The organism is Streptomyces zagrosensis, assembly GCF_014203645.1.
Taxonomy (GTDB): Bacteria; Actinomycetota; Actinomycetes; order Streptomycetales; family Streptomycetaceae; genus Streptomyces; species Streptomyces zagrosensis.
On record NZ_JACHJL010000006.1, the window covers coordinates 340,019 to 356,158 of the forward strand.

General features: G+C 68.3%; 17 protein-coding genes and 1 pseudogene. All 18 read left to right on the plus strand.

What is annotated here, in order from left to right:
* The first annotated feature begins 586 nt into the window (after window positions 1–586).
* The 18 genes and pseudogenes from proS (at window position 587) to whiG (ending at window position 16,110) form a co-directional block, all read left to right on the plus strand.
* On the plus strand, window positions 587–1,999 hold the full coding sequence (gene proS, locus FHS42_RS14625) for a proline--tRNA ligase (RefSeq protein WP_184572625.1): 1,413 nt from the start codon (window positions 587–589) through the stop codon (window positions 1,997–1,999).
* A 403-nt stretch (window positions 2,000–2,402) separates the two neighbouring features.
* Window positions 2,403–2,993, plus strand: a complete 591-nt coding sequence (locus FHS42_RS14630; protein ID WP_184572626.1) for a hypothetical protein — start codon at window positions 2,403–2,405, stop codon at window positions 2,991–2,993.
* Window positions 2,994–3,148: 155 nt separating this feature from the next.
* Window positions 3,149–3,592, plus strand: a complete 444-nt coding sequence (gene rpsP, locus FHS42_RS14635; protein ID WP_184572627.1) for a 30S ribosomal protein S16 — start codon at window positions 3,149–3,151, stop codon at window positions 3,590–3,592.
* Between the two features lie 2 nt (window positions 3,593–3,594).
* Entirely contained in the window at window positions 3,595–3,834 is a 240-nt protein-coding gene (locus FHS42_RS14640) for an RNA-binding protein (RefSeq protein WP_005311361.1), read from the plus strand.
* Window positions 3,835–4,155: 321 nt separating this feature from the next.
* A complete protein-coding gene (rimM, locus tag FHS42_RS14645; RefSeq protein ID WP_184572628.1) occupies window positions 4,156–4,701 on the plus strand; it encodes a ribosome maturation factor RimM in 546 nt (181 codons plus the stop codon).
* Entirely contained in the window at window positions 4,701–5,522 is an 822-nt protein-coding gene (gene trmD, locus FHS42_RS14650) for a tRNA (guanosine(37)-N1)-methyltransferase TrmD (protein WP_184572629.1), read from the plus strand. Before rimM ends, trmD begins: the two co-directional genes overlap by 1 nt.
* A gap of 129 nt (window positions 5,523–5,651) precedes the next feature.
* Window positions 5,652–5,999 (plus strand): 50S ribosomal protein L19, encoded by a 348-nt coding sequence (rplS, locus tag FHS42_RS14655; protein WP_184572630.1) that lies wholly within the window; start codon window positions 5,652–5,654, stop codon window positions 5,997–5,999.
* 51 nt (window positions 6,000–6,050) lie between these two features.
* Entirely contained in the window at window positions 6,051–6,836 is a 786-nt protein-coding gene (lepB, locus tag FHS42_RS14660; protein ID WP_184572631.1) for a signal peptidase I, read from the plus strand.
* A gap of 778 nt (window positions 6,837–7,614) precedes the next feature.
* Entirely contained in the window at window positions 7,615–8,490 is an 876-nt protein-coding gene (gene lepB, locus FHS42_RS14665) for a signal peptidase I (protein WP_376772594.1), read from the plus strand.
* Window positions 8,420–9,535 carry a signal peptidase I gene (gene lepB, locus FHS42_RS14670; RefSeq protein ID WP_376772595.1) on the plus strand — a complete coding sequence of 372 codons (1,116 nt, stop codon included), beginning with the start codon at window positions 8,420–8,422 and terminating at the stop codon, window positions 9,533–9,535. Before lepB (FHS42_RS14665) ends, lepB (FHS42_RS14670) begins: the two co-directional genes overlap by 71 nt.
* A 169-nt stretch (window positions 9,536–9,704) precedes the next feature.
* Window positions 9,705–10,451: pseudogene (lepB, locus tag FHS42_RS14675) on the plus strand (signal peptidase I); the annotation flags it as partial.
* A 211-nt stretch (window positions 10,452–10,662) separates the two neighbouring features.
* Window positions 10,663–11,178: an NUDIX hydrolase gene (locus tag FHS42_RS14680; RefSeq protein ID WP_184572633.1), complete on the plus strand. Its 516-nt coding sequence runs from the start codon at window positions 10,663–10,665 to the stop codon at window positions 11,176–11,178.
* 39 nt (window positions 11,179–11,217) lie between these two features.
* Window positions 11,218–11,544: a DUF2469 domain-containing protein gene (locus FHS42_RS14685; protein WP_184572634.1), complete on the plus strand. Its 327-nt coding sequence runs from the start codon at window positions 11,218–11,220 to the stop codon at window positions 11,542–11,544.
* Window positions 11,545–11,583: 39 nt separating this feature from the next.
* The gene (locus FHS42_RS37025; protein WP_246494730.1) at window positions 11,584–11,796 is read left to right on the plus strand and encodes a hypothetical protein; all 213 of its coding nucleotides are present in this window, start codon (window positions 11,584–11,586) and stop codon (window positions 11,794–11,796) included.
* Between the two features lie 4 nt (window positions 11,797–11,800).
* Window positions 11,801–12,187, plus strand: a complete 387-nt coding sequence (locus FHS42_RS14690) for a YraN family protein (RefSeq protein WP_246494815.1) — start codon at window positions 11,801–11,803, stop codon at window positions 12,185–12,187.
* Window positions 12,187–13,806 (plus strand): YifB family Mg chelatase-like AAA ATPase, encoded by a 1,620-nt coding sequence (locus FHS42_RS14695; protein ID WP_184572636.1) that lies wholly within the window; start codon window positions 12,187–12,189, stop codon window positions 13,804–13,806. Before FHS42_RS14690 ends, FHS42_RS14695 begins: the two co-directional genes overlap by 1 nt.
* Window positions 13,803–15,032: a DNA-processing protein DprA gene (gene dprA / locus FHS42_RS14700; protein WP_184572637.1), complete on the plus strand. Its 1,230-nt coding sequence runs from the start codon at window positions 13,803–13,805 to the stop codon at window positions 15,030–15,032. Before FHS42_RS14695 ends, dprA begins: the two co-directional genes overlap by 4 nt.
* 241 nt (window positions 15,033–15,273) lie before the next feature.
* The gene (gene whiG, locus FHS42_RS14705) at window positions 15,274–16,110 is read left to right on the plus strand and encodes an RNA polymerase sigma factor WhiG (protein ID WP_184572638.1); all 837 of its coding nucleotides are present in this window, start codon (window positions 15,274–15,276) and stop codon (window positions 16,108–16,110) included.
* Window positions 16,111–16,140 lie beyond the last annotated feature (30 nt).

Sequence of the window (16,140 nt, forward strand, 5' to 3'; positions counted from 1 at the left end):
CGCGATGCCACAGAGGCGCGATGCCTGATGGCCAACGACGCTCTTCTCCGCCGTTGGCGAAAAGCCAGGCCGAGAGGCAGCGCGTCACCCGTTCACTCCGGTTGCCGCGGCGCCACGCGAGTCGGCCATCAAAGGTGCCGGTTCGACCTCCCCGCCCAGTTCGAGCAGCCCCGGCTGTCGGCCTGCCATCTGACCGCGCACACCGCCTCGTAGGCAGGTCAAAGGAAGGCGAGGCACGGAGCCGCCGGGCGGCGTCGCCCAGTGCGCGGCGCCGCACGCGGAGCTGACCGGCGTGTCGAACGCGGCACGGAGCGGGAGAGCGGCGACCCTTCCCGCCGGAGCACGGAGCACGGAGCACGGAGCACGGAGCACGGAGCACGGAGCACGGAGCACGGAGCACGGAGCACGGAACAGCTCCGTCCGGAGCACGGGACAGCCAGGGGACCGGCCGTGTGCAGGCCAAAGCGGCGGTACCGCAGCGCGCGGAACCGAAGGCGTCGCCGTAACGGGGCAGCGCGGCGACCTAGCGTTCAGGGGCAAGGGCACGATTCACGTTCCACATCGGTCGCCCCGTACGATCTGCGCCATGGCAAAGGCTCCCGTACTCACCCCCCAGGCGGACGACTTCCCGCGCTGGTACCAGGATCTGATCAGCAAGGCCGAGCTGGCCGACAACGGCCCGGTGCGCGGCACCATGGTCATCCGACCGTATGGGTACGGGCTCTGGGAGCGGATGCAGCGAGAGCTGGATGACCGGATCAAGGAGGCGGGCGCCTCAAACGCGTACTTCCCCCTGTTCATTCCGCAGTCGTACCTGACACGCGAGGCCGAGCACGTCGAGGGGTTCGCTCCTGAGCTTGCCGTCGTCACGCACGGCGGCGGCAAGGAGCTCGACGAGCCGATCGTGGTGCGCCCCACGTCCGAGGCGATCGTCAACGAGTATTTCTCAAAATGGGTGCAGAGCTACCGTGATCTGCCGCTGCTCATCAACCAGTGGGCGAACGTGGTTCGCTGGGAGATGCGCCCGCGTGTGTTCCTGCGCACCACCGAGTTTCTCTGGCAGGAGGGACACACGGCGCACGCCACGTACGAGGACGCCCGGGAGTACGCCGCGCGCATCCATCGCGACGTCTACGCCGACTTCATGGTGAACGTCTTGGGCATCGACGTGGTGCTCGGCCGCAAGACCGCTAAGGAGCGGTTCGCCGGGGCGATCAACACCCTCACCCTTGAGGGCATGATGGGCGACGGTAAGGCCCTGCAACTCGGCACCAGCCACGAACTCGGCCAGAACTTCGCCAAGGCCTTCAACACTCAGTACCTCTCTCAAGCCGGTGACCGCGAGCTGGTCTGGCAGACCTCCTGGGGCGTTTCGACCCGGATGGTCGGCGGTTTGATCATGTCGCATGGTGATGACAGCGGGTTGCGGGTGCCGCCGCGGTTGGCGTCCACCCAGGTCGTCGTGCTGGCGATCAAGGGCGAGGAGTCCGTCGCCGCGGTGCGTGCCCTGGGCGACAAGCTGACTGATGCGGGTCTGCGAGTGAGGGTTGACGACCGAGTGGATATCCCGTTTGGCCGCCGCGCCGTGGACTGGGAGCTCAAGGGCGTACCGGTACGGATCGAGATCGGTCCGCGCGACCTGGAGAACGGCACCGCCATGCTCGCCCGCCGCATCCCCGGCGGCAAGGAGCCGGTGCGCGCCGAGTCCCTTGCTGAGATCCTGCCGGCGATCCTCGAAGAGGACCAGGCGCTCTTGCTCAAGCAGTCCCGTGAGCGTCGGGAGACTCGTACCTCCGACGTGGCCACCTTGGACGAGGCCGCGCAGGCCGCGATGGCGGGCGGCTGGGCCCGTATCCCATGGGCGAAGGTCGGCCCCGAGGGCGAGGCCAAACTGGCTGAACAGGCTGTTTCCGTACGGTGTTTGATCGCCGAGGATGGGTCGGTGCCGGATGCGGACGACGCTCCCGGTACGGTCGCCGTCGTTGCCCGCGCCTACTGAGGCGGGCCTGCTGAACGAGGGCTGACCGGCCCAGGGCGCGGACGCCGGCCGGTTTCCAGCCGTGCCGCACACGGGGCACGGCTGGATGGTGCCATGGCCCAGCGTGACGGAGCGCCGCTCCGGTCGCGAGAGCCATGGCTTACGGCGCGCGATGCGCACGTGGCGGTTGTGCCGCAGGCGCACGGTGCGAGCGCGGCGTGGCGCTCGCCCGAGGTGCGGACGTTGCCTGGACGCTGGGGCGTACGCACCGATACGTACCGGCTTGACGCGCGCCGTGCCGCTCCTCCGCAGATCTGCGCACCCGCCCTCGTCAGGAGGCATCAGCGTGAACCGACTGGTACGTGCAAATTATTTGGGATGCCCGGAATCGGAACACCCAGCCGCCACCGCTCGTTGTCACGACGTGAGCACGACACCACCTGTTCTCGCCGCGGAACTGGCGCTGGCGTGGGCCGACATTCAACGGCACCACTCCGAGCTGCCGGATCTCGCCGCGCCCGAATCCTTGATCGGAGAGTCGTCGTCCGCCTGTGGCCACGAGCTCTCATTCGAACGGCTGCTACACGAGGCCGTGCACGGGATCGCCGCAGCCCGCGGCATCCGTGACACCTCGCGCGCCGGCCGCTACCACAACCGCCGATTCCTGGCGATCGCCGAGGAGTTGGGCCTTGATCATGCCGAGGAGCCACACCCGAGCAGTGGCTTCTCTTTGGTCACACTGAACCCAGAAGCGAGAAAGCGTTACCGCCCGACCATCGAGCGGCTACAGCGCGCACTGAAGGCGCACACGGTGGCGACTGCCTCCGACACCACCCGAAGCTTCCGTGGCCCCGCAGCGCGGCACGGCTCATCCGGTGGTGGCGTGCGCGTCAAGGCAGTGTGCGACTGTGGGCGCAATGTGAGAGTCGTCCCATCTGTCCTGGCCCAGGCGCCGATCATGTGCGGAGGGTGCGGGAAGCCCTTCCGTATCCCCGAGGTGGTCGCGGTCGGCTGACTGGCTGCGGTGTGGCAGAATAGCTAGCTGTACTCGACAGTCGAACAGGACCCCTCTCTCCTACGGCTGACGCGTCCATCGGGCACTCGAGTACCGCAACCCCACGCGGCACATCGCAGTGCTCAACCACGTCAAGACCAGGAGACACCACTCCCGTGGCAGTCAAGATCAAGCTGAAGCGTCTGGGCAAGATCCGCGCGCCTCACTACCGCATCATCATTGCCGACTCCCGTACCCGCCGTGATGGCCGGGCCATCGAGGAGATCGGCCTGTACCACCCGGTGCAGAACCCGTCCCGCATCGAGGTCGATTCGGAGCGCGTTCAGTACTGGCTGAGCGTCGGCGCCCAGCCGACCGAGCCGGTCGCGGCCATCCTCAAGGTCACCGGTGACTGGCAGAAGTTCAAGGGCCTGCCGGCCCCTGAGCCGATGAAGGTTGCCGAGCCGAAGGCCGACAAGCGCGCGCTGTTCGAGGCTGCGGCCAAGGACGCCGGCGACGAGCCGAAGGGTGAGGCGATCACCCCGAAGGCGAAGAAGGCCGAGAAGAAGGCGGACGAGGCGGCTCCGGCTGCTGAATCCACCGAGCCGACCGAGGCCTGAGGATGCTCGAGGAAGCCCTCGAGCACCTGGTAAAGGGCATCGTGGACAACCCCGACGACGTGCAGGTCGCATCGCGCAACCTGCGCCGTGGGCGCGTTCTTGAGGTTCGGGTGCACCCCGACGACCTCGGCAAGGTGATCGGCCGCAACGGTCGCACCGCACGAGCTCTGCGTACCGTCGTGGGCGCCATCGGCGGCCGGGGCATCCGAGTCGATCTCGTCGACGTGGATCAGGTTCGCTGAAGAACGAGTGAGCACCGGCACGGGCCGGAGGCGGCTGACGGCCGCCTCCGGCCCGTGCGGCGTTCGAGCACTACGGTGAAGGAGTGGTCCCGTCCGTCCGCCCCGTGCCGCACTCCGTCCCCGTCTGCCCCGCGCCCCGTGGCCGCGTGGCTCCACCAGGCTCCAGACTCCTTTGGGTGGCACCCCGCACCCCGTGCTCCGTGCGCCCGCGCCAGGCTCCGTGCGCCGTCCCCGCGGGCGTCGGCCCTCACATCCGATCCCGTTTCGTCCAAACCCCAGTACGCCGCGTAGCCCGCGTGGCGGCAGAGAAGGAAGCGCACCGTGCAGTTGGTAGTCGCGCGCGTCGGCCGCGCCCATGGCATCAAGGGTGAGGTCACCGTTGAGGTACGCACCGACGAGCCGGAGCTGCGGCTCGCACCCGGCTCCGTGCTGGCTACGGAACCCGCCTCGGTGGGGCCGCTGACGATTGAAACCGGCCGAGTACACAGTGGCCGGCTGCTGCTGCACTTCGCAGGCGTCAGTGACCGTACGGGCGCCGAGGCGCTCCGTAACGTCCTGCTGATCGCTGAGGTCGATCCCGAGAACGTCCCGGACGATCCCGAGGAGTTCTACGATCACCAACTGATCGACTTGGACGTGGTCACTGCGGACGGAGCCGTCGTCGGCCGCATCGCGGAAATTTCCCACCTGCCCTACCAAGATCTGCTCATCGTCAAGCGGCCCGACGGCAGCGAGGTCATGGTGCCGTTCGTCGCCGAGATCGTGCCCGAGATCGACCTCACGGAGCAGCGTGCGGTCATCGACCCTCCGCCGGGACTGCTGGACGAGGAGCAGGCCGAGACCGCGCGTGGTGGGGACGACGCCTGATGCGGCTCGATGTCGTCACGATCTTTCCGGAATATCTCGAACCGCTGAACGTCTCGCTGGTCGGCAAGGCACGCACCCGCGGCCAACTCGATGTGCGCGTACACGATCTGCGGGAGTGGACGCACGACCGGCATCACACAGTGGACGACACGCCCTACGGCGGCGGCCCCGGCATGGTGATGAAGCCCGAACCGTGGGGCGAGGCGCTGGACGCGGTCATCGGCTCCGCGACGGAGCAGGACGAGGCAGGCCCGGCACTGATTGTGCCGACACCCAGTGGCCGCCCCTTTACCCAAGCCCTTGCGGTGGAGCTCTCCCAGCGGCCGTGGTTGATCTTCGCACCAGCACGCTACGAGGGCATCGATCGACGCGTGATGGACGAGTACGGAGAGCGGCTCGACGTTTACGAGGTGTCCATCGGGGACTATGTGCTCGCCGGAGGCGAGGCAGCGGTGCTGGTGATTACGGAGGCCGTCGCTCGACTCCTACCCGGCGTGCTCGGCAACGCCGATTCGCACCGCGATGACTCGTTCGCCCCCGGCGCCATGGCCTCTCTCCTGGAGGGCCCCGTCTACACCAAGCCGCCCGAGTGGCGCGGCCGTGCCATCCCTGACGTACTGGTCAGCGGCCACCACGGCAAGATCGCCCGCTGGCGTAGGGACGAGGCTTTTCGGCGTACAGCCAGCCACCGCCCCGACCTCATCGAGCGCTGTGACCCGTCCTCGCTCGATAAGGGGGATCGCGCGATCCTGGCCGCGTTGGGATGGGCGGAGCGTACGGATGGCCGATTTGGGCCGCCGGGGGAGACCGTGGAAGAATAGGCCGCTGTTGTCCGCCCAGCGCGCGCCCCTGCCACAGGGGGAACGACGCCGCCCGGCGGAGCGACAACACTCATCACTCTTCCTACATCCCGTTGATGACCTGTGGCATCAGCGAAGAAAGCAGACGTCATGCATCTTCTTGACAACGTGGACGCCGCGTCGTTGCGCAGCGACGTTCCGGCCTTCCGCCCGGGCGACACGGTCAACGTTCACGTCCGCGTCATCGAGGGCAACCGCTCTCGTGTGCAGCAGTTCAAGGGCGTTGTCATCCGACGCCAGGGCTCCGGCGTACGGGAGACCTTCTCCGTCCGCAAGGTCAGCTTCAGCGTTGGCGTCGAGCGCACCTTCCCCGTGCACACCCCGATCGTTGAGAAGATCGAACTCGTGACCCGCGGTGATGTCCGCCGTGCGAAGCTCTACTACCTCCGTAACCTGCGCGGCAAGGCCGCGAAGATCAAGGAGAAGCGCGACAACTGAGTCGAGCGTGTGCCGGGCGGTCACAGATTGGCCGGATAGGCTCTGGGCCCGATGGATACCGACGCACGAATTTCGGAGCGCGATCGCTCTCCCGACCCTGAACCGGGTCCGGAGCTGCGGTCGCGCTTCGCGCGTTTGCCCTGGCCGATCGAGGTCGGCGGTTGGCGTCGTGTGGGGCTCCTCGCCGTGGCGTGCGTCACCTGCGTGTTACTGCTGAGCGCCTTTGTGGTGCAGCCCTTTTTGATCCCCAGCACCTCGATGGAGAACACCTTCAAGGTCGGTGACCGGGTGCTGGTGAACAAGCTGGCGTACCGTTTCGGTGATACGCCGCAGCGCGGCGACGTCGTGGTCTTCGACGGCACCGGGTCCTTCGCTGACGAGCGTCCTGCGGGGAACCCGGTGACGACTTTGTTGCGCTCGGCAGCATCGGCGGTCGGCTTGGCCGAGCCCGCCGAGACCGATTACATCAAGCGTGTGGTGGGCATCGGAGGGGATCGGGTCACCTGCTGTGACAAGCGGGGGAGGATCAAGGTGAACGGTCAACCGGTGGATGAGGACTACCTCTACCCCGGAGATGCCCCGTCACAGGTTCCCTTCGACATCGTGGTCCCCGAAGCAAAGCTGTGGGTGATGGGCGACCACCGCAGCGCCTCGCGCGACTCCCGCGACCGTCTCGGAGCCCCTGGCGGGGGCTCCGTACCGGTGGGCAAGGTCATCGGCCGAGCCGACTGGATCGGCTGGCCACTGACCCGCTGGAGCTCGCTGCATCGACCCGATGCGTTCACGCGGGTGCCAAAGCCCAACAAGGTGCCGGCGCCGGGCCGAGCACATGGGTAACCGCGGACGGCCGCGCTCGGGTCCACAGCGCCCGGAGCCACCGGAGGAACCCGTACCACTGGCAAAACCGACGGTGCCGCGCACGGGGCACGGGGCCCGGGGCCACGGGGCGACGACCCGCGATACGGCGCACGGGGCGCCCGTCGACGGTGCGCACGACGACGCACACGGGGCCCGCAGTGCGAACGCTCCGCACGGGGAGCGGGGACCGGGGCACGGAGCCGCGGGCGGAGCACGGCGCAGCACGGCTCACGGGGCCGCGGGCGAGACAGCGCCGTTTGAGGCTTCGTACGGCGCCGACGATGCCACGTACAAGGCCCCGTACGGCGCCGGCGGTGCCCCATACGAGCCTCAAGAAGCGCAGCCGGCCCAAGATGCCTCCGAGGCCTCGGCCCCACTCGGCTACCGGGCGCCGACCCGGCCCGCATACGAGGCGTCGTCCCCTCAGCGCACGTACCACAGGCTTCGCAAGACCGCCCATGACGCGCCCGCCGCACCCAGCCACGAGACCCCACCCACCCACGAGGCCGCCGAAGCCCCGCGTCGCGTCCCGCAGCCGGGCGCTGGAGTCGAAGGTCCGCTAGGGCCCGACAGCGGGCCCCTCGGCCCCGCAGAGCCCGGCACAGGGCCGGATGGGCACGAACCACCGAGCGGAACCGAACCCCCGGCTCGGCATCCGCGCCAGCTGGCCGGCCGGGCGGAGCGCCGCAAGGCGGCCCGCCGTATCCAGCGCAGACGCCGCCGCTCCGCCATCAAGGAGATACCGATCCTTGTAGCCGTGGCGCTGCTGATCGCGCTGGTGCTGAAGACGTTTTTGGTGCAGGCGTTCGTGATCCCCTCCGGCTCCATGGAGCAGACGATCAAGATCGGCGACCGGGTGCTGGTGGACAAGCTCACCCCCTGGTTCGGAGCCAAACCCCAACGTGGCGACGTGGTGGTCTTCAAGGACCCCGGTGGCTGGCTTGAGGATGAGCACAAGCCCAGCGGGGACGATCCGGTGGGCATCAAGCAGGCCAAGCAGTTCCTGACGTTCATCGGGCTGTTGCCGTCCTCGGACGAGCAGGACCTGATCAAACGCGTGGTGGGGGTCGGTGGCGATACGGTGCGCTGCTGTGGCAGGGACGGTCGCGTCACGGTCAACGGCACTCCGCTCAACGAGCCGTATGTCCACCCGGGAAACCCGCCCTCCAAGCTGAAGTTCCAGGTGCAGGTCCCCCAGGGACGTATCTTCGTGATGGGTGACCACCGGTCCAACTCGGCCGACTCCCGCTATCACCTCGATGACGAGGGGCGTGGCACGATTCCGGAGGACCTGGTGGTCGGTAAGGCCGTGGTGATCGCGTGGCCGGTCGGTCACTGGCGACGGTTGGAGGAGCCGGGAGCCTTCGCCTCCGTACGGGACGCGGGTGACGCTCAGTCCCAGGCGGGCGGCGCTCCGCATAGTGTGTCCTCCGGCACTGCGTTTCCTTTGGAAGCGCAAGGATTGACCCATCTCCCGACCCTTGCGGAACTCCCGCTCGTTATGGGGTTGGTGGGCCTGCGCCGGACCTGGGGCAGGCGGCAGCACGGCAAGAGGAGTGGATGTGGGGGATTTGGCGGTCGGCGCACGATCCGGACACGAAGAGCCCGAAAGGCAGCCAGAGCAACCCGGTGAGTCACCCGTGAACGAGTCGTCCGAAGCCGAGCCCCAGTACGCCGCAAGCCGCGGTGGCGGCTCCGTGGGCCCCGGGCCGGGAGGTCAGCCAGGCGCTACTCCCAGCGGCGTTGGCGCGGGCAGCGGTGGCGATACTCGACCGCACCAGGCCGAGGGCGCCGAACCGGCAGACGCCGCAGCGGCGCCTGGCCAGCCCGGTGACTCCTCCCTCGGCCCCGTGGGGCTCGACAAGAGCGGCGGGGAGGAGGAACGGCGCACGGACGGTGCGCAGCAAAAGAAGCACCGTTCCTTCTGGAAGGAGCTGCCGCTCCTCGTGGGCATCGCGCTGCTGCTCGCCTTGTTGATCAAGACCTTCCTAGTGCAGGCGTTCTCGATCCCGTCGGACTCGATGCAGGACACGCTCCAGCGCGGCGACCGGGTACTCGTGGACAAGCTGACGGCGTGGTTCGGGTCGGAGCCCGAGCGCGGCGAGGTCGTGGTCTTCCATGACCCGGGCGGGTGGCTGGACGAGGCGCCGCAGTCTGACTCGGGGCCGATTGCGGAAGGTGTCCAGGAGGTCCTGAGTTTTATCGGCCTGATGCCGTCGGCTGAGGAGAAGGACCTGATCAAGCGGGTGATCGCGGTTGGCGGCGACACCGTCGAGTGCAAGAGCGACGGTCCGGTCAAGGTCAACGGCAAGGCGCTGGATGAGCCGTACATCTTCCCGGGGGACACTCCGTGTGGTGACAAGGAGTTCGGCCCGATCCACGTGCCCGAGGGGCGGATCTGGGTGATGGGCGACCATCGCCAGGACTCGCTCGACTCCCGCTACCACCAGAACCTGGACAACGGCACCGTATCGACTGACGAGGTCGTTGGCCGGGCGATCGTCAAGGCGTGGCCGATCAACCGCTGGGGCACGCTCCCGGTTCCGGGCACGTTCGACCAGCCTGGACTGAACGCCGCGGCGTCGATGACTCCGACGGTGGCCGGATTCGCTGGGGCTCTTCCGCTGGTGTTGTGGCGCCGCAGTCGGCTGCTCAAGAAGGCAGCCGGGAAGGGCTGACGGCACCGATACCGCCGGGTAGGGTGCGGACCCGTGCTGTAACGGCATGGCCCGTTGGGCCACTTCGCGTACGGAGCTTCATGGGTTCCGTACGGGCTTTTGGCGGGGTGGGGCACTCGACACGGGGCCGCGGCCCCATGCAGGCGCTGTCGGGCGACAGGAGAGCGAAATGGGCGGACCGCGACGTACGAGCGATGGACGGGGCCGACGTGGCAGCGTGCTGTCAGGTGTGGCGGTCGCCATCGGCTGTGTGCTCTTCCTCGGAGGCTTCGTCTGGGGTGCGGTGCTGTATCAGCCGTACACCGTCCCCACCGACTCGATGTCGCCGACGATCGGCAAGGACGACCGAGTGCTAGCCGAGCGCGTGGATGGTAGCGATGTGCACCGGGGTGACGTGGTCGTCTTCCGCGATTCGGTGTGGGGCGACATGCCGATGGTCAAGCGGGTAGTTGGGGTGGGTGGTGACAAGATTGCCTGCTGCGACAAGCAGGGGCGGCTGACGGTCAACGGCAAGGCCATCGACGAGCCCTACCTGGCGCGTGAGGGCCGCGCTTCGCCGACCATGTTCTCCGCGACGGTGCCCGGTGACCACCTTTTCCTCCTCGGCGACAACCGGGACACCTCGGTTGACTCTCGTGGGCACCTGACCGACGGCGACCAAGGCACCGTGTCGCGGGACGCGGTGGACGCACGTGTGGAGGCGGTGGTGTGGCCTCTTGGGGCCATGGGGACGCTGGAGGAGCCATCGGGATTCGATGGATTGCCGGGCGGCGTCTCCGAACGCGGTCCGCTGACCTTGATCACCGGGATGGTCGTGGCGGGCGCGGTACTCATCCTGGGTGGTGCCGCGTACGGGCCGCTCACACGGCGTACGAGCGGCAAGGGCAAGCCGCCCCATAGCGTCGCCACGTCTCGCAGCGCGGAGCCCGGGGCACGGAGCGGCGCCGAGCGGGCCGCTGGCGCTGTGGCGCCCGGTCGGCAGGGCAAGCCTGGCGACCGGTTGGGGAAGGCAGCCGGTGGTACGGGGCACGGGGCCGCGAGACCGCCCGGGGCGGCGGAAGGCGCGTCCACGGACGCTGAAGTGCCCGGCCGGCCTGGGAGAGGCGGGAAGGGAACGGCGAGGAGCAGTGGCTGACGGCATATCGCAGGGGGCTGGGGAGCCGGCGCTACGCAAGGTGGCACGGGTGATCCTGCTCGACCCCGCTGACCGCATGTTGCTGATGCACGGCTATGAGCCGGGTGACCCGTCGCTGACCTGGTGGTTTACCCCGGGGGGTGGCGTGGAGGCGGGGGAGAGCCGAGAGCAGGCGGCCCTACGGGAGCTGGCGGAGGAGACCGGCATCACCGAGGCGCGGCTGGGGCCGGTGATCTGGAAGCGGGTGTGCTCCTTTCCGTTCGATGGGCGGCGCTGGGACCAGGACGAGTGGTACTACCTGGCCAGGACCCGGCAGACACTGACCCGCACCAGTGGCCAGACCGACCTGGAACGGCGCAGCGTCGCTGGACTGCGCTGGTGGACGGCCGAAGAACTGTTCGCCGCCCATGAGACGGTGTACCCGACCAGACTCGCCGAACTGCTCCGCACGCTGCTCGACGAGGGGCCTCCTAGCGCGCCGGTGGTCCTGGAGACAGAGCGCGTCTGACGCACAATGGGGGGACGCACGGCTGAAGGGGAACATGCCATGAGTGCCGAGGACCTCGAAAAGTACGAGACCGAGATGGAGCTGAAGCTCTACCGGGAGTACCGCGATGTCGTCGGTCTGTTCAAATACGTGATCGAGACCGAGCGGCGTTTCTACCTCACCAACGACTACGAGATGCAGGTGCACTCGGTTCAGGGCGAGGTCTTCTTCGAGGTCTCCATGGCCGATGCCTGGGTGTGGGATATGTACCGGCCAGCTCGCTTCGTCAAGCAGGTGCGCGTCCTCACGTTCAAGGACGTGAACATCGAGGAGCTGAATAAGAGCGACCTCGACTTGACCTCGGGTGAATCCGGCTTCAACAGCTGATCGCCGCCGCTAGGCATGAGTGAAGGTTTCCTCACTCGTATGGGTGAGCGAGTTACACCCAACGCACCGGTTATCCACCAAGATCCAAAAGTTCGCGGCACGAGCGGCACTGTCGATGCCGGAGGTGGTATCCATGCCGCGAACATTTCCCAAGCGCTCACCCGCGCCCGCCAAAAGCAGTGCCGTACGTCCAAGAACCACGAGGTCATCGGGGCCAGCGAGGTCACCGAGGCCCGTGCCAGCCGCCCCTGAGGCCCTGCCTGCCGCAGACCGAGCAGGTCCGTCGTGCGCCCGCCGCGCTCTCGGCGCTTACGGGGAAAACCTGGCAGTTCGCGAGCTCCTGGCGGCCGGGATGGCCGTGATCGCTCGCAACTGGCGATGCCGCGAGGGCGAGATCGACATTGTCGCCCGCGATGGTGACGCGTTGGTCATCTGCGAGGTGAAGACTCGCAGGGCCAGCTCCTACGAGCACCCGATGGCTGCCGTCAGCCGCACCAAGGCCCGGCGCCTGCGGCGACTGGCCGCCCACTGGCTGGAACGGCACGGTGGGCCCCCCTCGGGTGGGGTCCGCATCGACCTCGTGGGCGTGCGGCTGCCAGACCGAGGCGCGCCGATCGTCGAGCACGCGCGGGGGGTGGCGTGATGGGCTTCGCCCGCACATGTTCCGTGGCACTGGTTGGCGTCGAGGGCGTGGTGGTCGAGGTGCAGGCCGATCTGGAGCCGGGAGTAGCAGCGTTCACGCTGGTCGGGTTGCCAGATAAGAGCCTGTCCGAGAGCAGGGACCGAGTGCGGGCGGCCGTCGTCAATTCAGGCGCCGAGTGGCCGCAGAAGAAGCTGACGGTCGGACTCAGCCCCGCTTCCGTGCCCAAGGCGGGCAGCGGATTCGATCTTGCGGTGGCGTGCGCCGTCCTGTCGGCTGCTGAGTTCATCGATCCCCGCGAGATCGCCGACCTGATGATGATCGGGGAACTGGGCCTCGATGGGCGGGTGCGTCCGGTACGGGGCGTACTGCCAGCCGTGCTCGCGGCCGCGGACGCCGGGTATCGGCAGGTCGTCGTCCCGGAGCAGACAGCAGCCGAGGCGATGTTGGTGCCAGGGGTGTCCGTGCTGGGCGTCCGCAGCTTGCGGCAGTTGATCGCCGTATTGACCGATGGGCCGGTGCCGGAGGAAGCGGAGCAGCCGGAGCTGGGGCGCCCGGACCCCATGCTGGCGGGCCTGATGCTGCCGGGAGCCGGTGTGGGAACGGGGGCGATCAATCGCCAGGGGACGGCCCAACAGCTCGACCTGGCGGACGTGGCGGGCCAACAGGCAGCCCGCAAGGCCCTTGAGGTCGCGGCGGCCGGCGGCCATCACCTCTATCTAAAAGGACCTCCTGGGGCGGGCAAGACGATGCTGGCCGAACGGCTGCCTGGACTACTGCCGCCCCTGACACCCGCGGAGGCCCTGGAGGTCACCGCCGTCCACTCCGTGGCGGGGGTCCTCCCACCGGGAAAGCCACTCCTTGATGTGCCGCCGTACTGCGCGCCGCATCACTCAGCGACGATGGCCTCACTGGTCGGCGGAGGCAACGGTGTGCCAAGGCCTGGAGCCGTCTCGCTCGCTCACAGAGGTGCGCTTTTTCTCGATGAAGCCCCTGAGTTCAGCGGGCGGGCGTTGGATGCGTTACGGCAGCCCCTGGAGTCGGGTCATGTGGTGGTGGCCAGATCGGCAGGGGTGATGCGGATGCCCGCGCGGTTCCTGTTACTGCTCGCCGCCAATCCATGCCCCTGTGGGCGTCACGGCCAGCCCGGGGACCGGTGCGACTGCTCGCCGGCGGTCATTCGTCGCTACCAGGCCAGGCTTTCGGGCCCGCTGCTCGACCGCGTAGACCTGCGCGTTCGGGTCGGCGCCGTGAGCAGGGCGGAGCTTGCCGGGGAACACGGCCGGTCGGAGACCACCGCGGTGGTGGCCGCGCGCGTACGCGAGGCCAGGGAGCGGGCCAGTGCTCGCTATGCGGAGACGCCCTGGTCCGTGAACGGCGAGATGCCCGGATACGAGCTGCGTACTCGCTGGGCACTGGCTCCCGGGGCGCTGCGCGAGGCGGAGCGTGACATGGAACGAGGCGTGCTCACGGCCCGAGGCCTCGATCGGGTGTTGCGGGTGGCTTGGACAGTGGCGGACCTTGCCGGCCACGACCGGCCGACGCGCGAGGACGTGGTCCAGGCACTTCAGATGCGCACCGGCATCAGCCGCGGAGTGCCGGAGAGAGCAGGTAGCGCATGACGGCGCACGACCTGCCGGTGGAGGGAAGCAGCGGGGCCTGCGAGGCGGAGTTGGCCGCAACAGACGCGCCTCAGCGGCCGGTAGACGACGCCGTGCGGCTGGCCAGGGCCGCTCTCACCCGGCTGACGGAACCGGGAGACGAGGCCATCGGCCGGTGGCTGCGGGAACTTGGCCCCGTGGCACTGTGGCGTGCGCTGACCGGCGATGGCGAGCCGCCGCCGGGGGCCGGCTCCCGCCGTCTGGCCGGGTGCGCGCTGCGAGCCGCGCGACTTGACCCGGCCGAGGATTTGGCGGCGATGGCCGCGTTGGGTGGGCGCTTTGTCTGCCCACAGGATGCGGAATGGCCGGGCCAACTCGATGACCTCGGCGATGCCCGCCCCATCGGTCTTTGGGTTTTGGGCAGGGCGTCACTGCGAATGTGGGCGGTGCGGTCCGTGGCTGTGGTCGGTGCGCGGGCGTGCAGCGACTACGGGTCCTACGTTGCGGCCACACTGGGTTCCGGTCTCGCAGAACGGGGCTGGGTGGTGACCTCCGGCGCGGCCTACGGCGTGGACGCTGCCGCCCATCGAGGCGCTCTCAGCGCGGACGGGGCGACCATCGCGGTGCTTGCCTCCGGCGTGGACGTCCCCTACCCACGCGGCCACGCGGGGCTGATTGGCAGAGTCGCGGAACAAGGCCTCGTAGTCGCAGAGTTGCCGCCCGGCGGCCATCCCACCCGTAGCCGGTTCGTACTCCGCAACCGGGTCATCGCGGCCCTGACGCGCGGAACGGTCGTGGTCGAGGCCCAATACCGCAGCGGGTCCCTGGTTACTGCTCGTTGGGCGCAGCGCCTTGGGCGTTGCACGATGGGCGTGCCGGGCCCAGTGACCAGCGGCCTCTCGGGAGGAGTGCACGAACTCCTGCGCGGAGAAGGCCTACTGGTGAGCGACGCCGATGAGGTGGTCGAACTAATCGGCAACATCGGCGACCTCGCGCCCGCAAGGCGAGGTCCCGTCGTAGGCCGCGACCTGCTGCCGACCGCGACGGCCCGGGTACTGGAGGCGCTGCCCGTACGGGGTACCGGCGACACCCAGGCGCTCGCCCGTGACGCAGGGATGAGTCACGACGAGACGTTGACCAGACTCTACGAATTACTGTCGCTCGGGTTCGTCGAACGCCGCGGTAGTCGCTGGGAGTTGACGTCGCAGGCCCATCAGACGGGAAGCTCGCGGCGAGGCGGTTCTTGATTTGGGGCAATTGGGTGAAAGGGTGTGAGAGATGACCGCAGACGCCCTTGTGGAGCTGGCCTTTCGGTTGCCGTCCGTGCTGCGACCGTAACTCCAGGGTGCGGAGAACGGAACGCATCTGCGCACGGCACAACCCTCGACACTCGCACACTGCGACGCATCAGTCACGCTACGCTCACAAGGATTCCGACGCGGGCACACGCCCTCACCCACGTCACGGCAGAACGGCTCAAGACGACGCATGCCCCAGCACACCTCCGGGTCTGAACGCGCGACGGTGCCGCCCGCCGCCCGCGGCACCGTCCGGCCAACCGCGCCCACTTCGCTTGAAGAGCTGTGGCGGTCGTACAAGACAACGGGTGACGAGCGGCTACGGGAGCAGTTGATCCTGCATTACTCGCCACTGGTGAAGTACGTGGCCGGACGCGTCAGCGTCGGGTTGCCCGCCAACGTCGAACAGGCGGACTTCGTCTCCTCAGGGATCTTCGGCCTCATCGACGCCATCGAGAAGTTCGACCCCGATCGGGCCATCAAGTTCGAGACGTACGCGATCACCCGCATCCGTGGCGCCATGATCGACGAGCTGCGGGCGCTGGATTGGATTCCCCGCTCGGTGCGACAGAAGGCCCGGGCTGTTGAGCGCGCCTACGCCACGTTGGAGGCGGCGTTGCGCCGTACGCCATCGGAGATGGAAGTTGCCGCGGAGATGGGCATCGGGCTGGAGGAACTGCACGGTGTTTTCAGCCAGTTGTCACTGGCCAACGTGGTGGCTCTGGAGGAGTTGTTGCACGTTGGCGGGGAGGGCGGTGACCGGCTCACGCTCGGTGACACACTGGAAGACCAGGCTGCGGACGACCCCGTCGAAGTCGCTGAGGACCGGGAACTGCGGCGGCTACTCGCGCGCGCCATCAACACCCTCCCAGAGCGCGAGAAGACCGTGGTGACGCTCTACTACTACGAGGGGCTCACGTTGGCTGAAATCGGGCAGGTCTTGGGCGTAACGGAAAGCCGTGTCAGCCAGATCCACACCAAGTCCGTGCTCCAGTTGCGAGCGAAACTGGCCGACGTCGGGCGCTGAATCGTCCCTCCTCCGTCGTCCTGCGTGCCA

Bases quoted from the DNA above. Each gene is read 5' to 3' on its own strand.
- proS (WP_184572625.1), top strand. From the start codon at position 587: ATGGCAAAGGCTCCCGTACTCACCCCCCAGGCGGACGACTTCCCGCGC.
- FHS42_RS14640 (WP_005311361.1), top strand. From the start codon at position 3,595: ATGCTCGAGGAAGCCCTCGAGCACCTGGTAAAGGGCATCGTGGACAAC.
- trmD (WP_184572629.1), top strand. From the start codon at position 4,701: ATGCGGCTCGATGTCGTCACGATCTTTCCGGAATATCTCGAACCGCTG.
- rplS (WP_184572630.1), top strand. From the start codon at position 5,652: ATGCATCTTCTTGACAACGTGGACGCCGCGTCGTTGCGCAGCGACGTT.
- lepB (WP_184572631.1), top strand. From the start codon at position 6,051: ATGGATACCGACGCACGAATTTCGGAGCGCGATCGCTCTCCCGACCCT.
- FHS42_RS14685 (WP_184572634.1), top strand. From the start codon at position 11,218: ATGAGTGCCGAGGACCTCGAAAAGTACGAGACCGAGATGGAGCTGAAG.
- FHS42_RS37025 (WP_246494730.1), top strand. From the start codon at position 11,584: ATGGGTGAGCGAGTTACACCCAACGCACCGGTTATCCACCAAGATCCA.
- FHS42_RS14695 (WP_184572636.1), top strand. From the start codon at position 12,187: ATGGGCTTCGCCCGCACATGTTCCGTGGCACTGGTTGGCGTCGAGGGC.
- dprA (WP_184572637.1), top strand. From the start codon at position 13,803: ATGACGGCGCACGACCTGCCGGTGGAGGGAAGCAGCGGGGCCTGCGAG.
- whiG (WP_184572638.1), top strand. From the start codon at position 15,274: ATGCCCCAGCACACCTCCGGGTCTGAACGCGCGACGGTGCCGCCCGCC.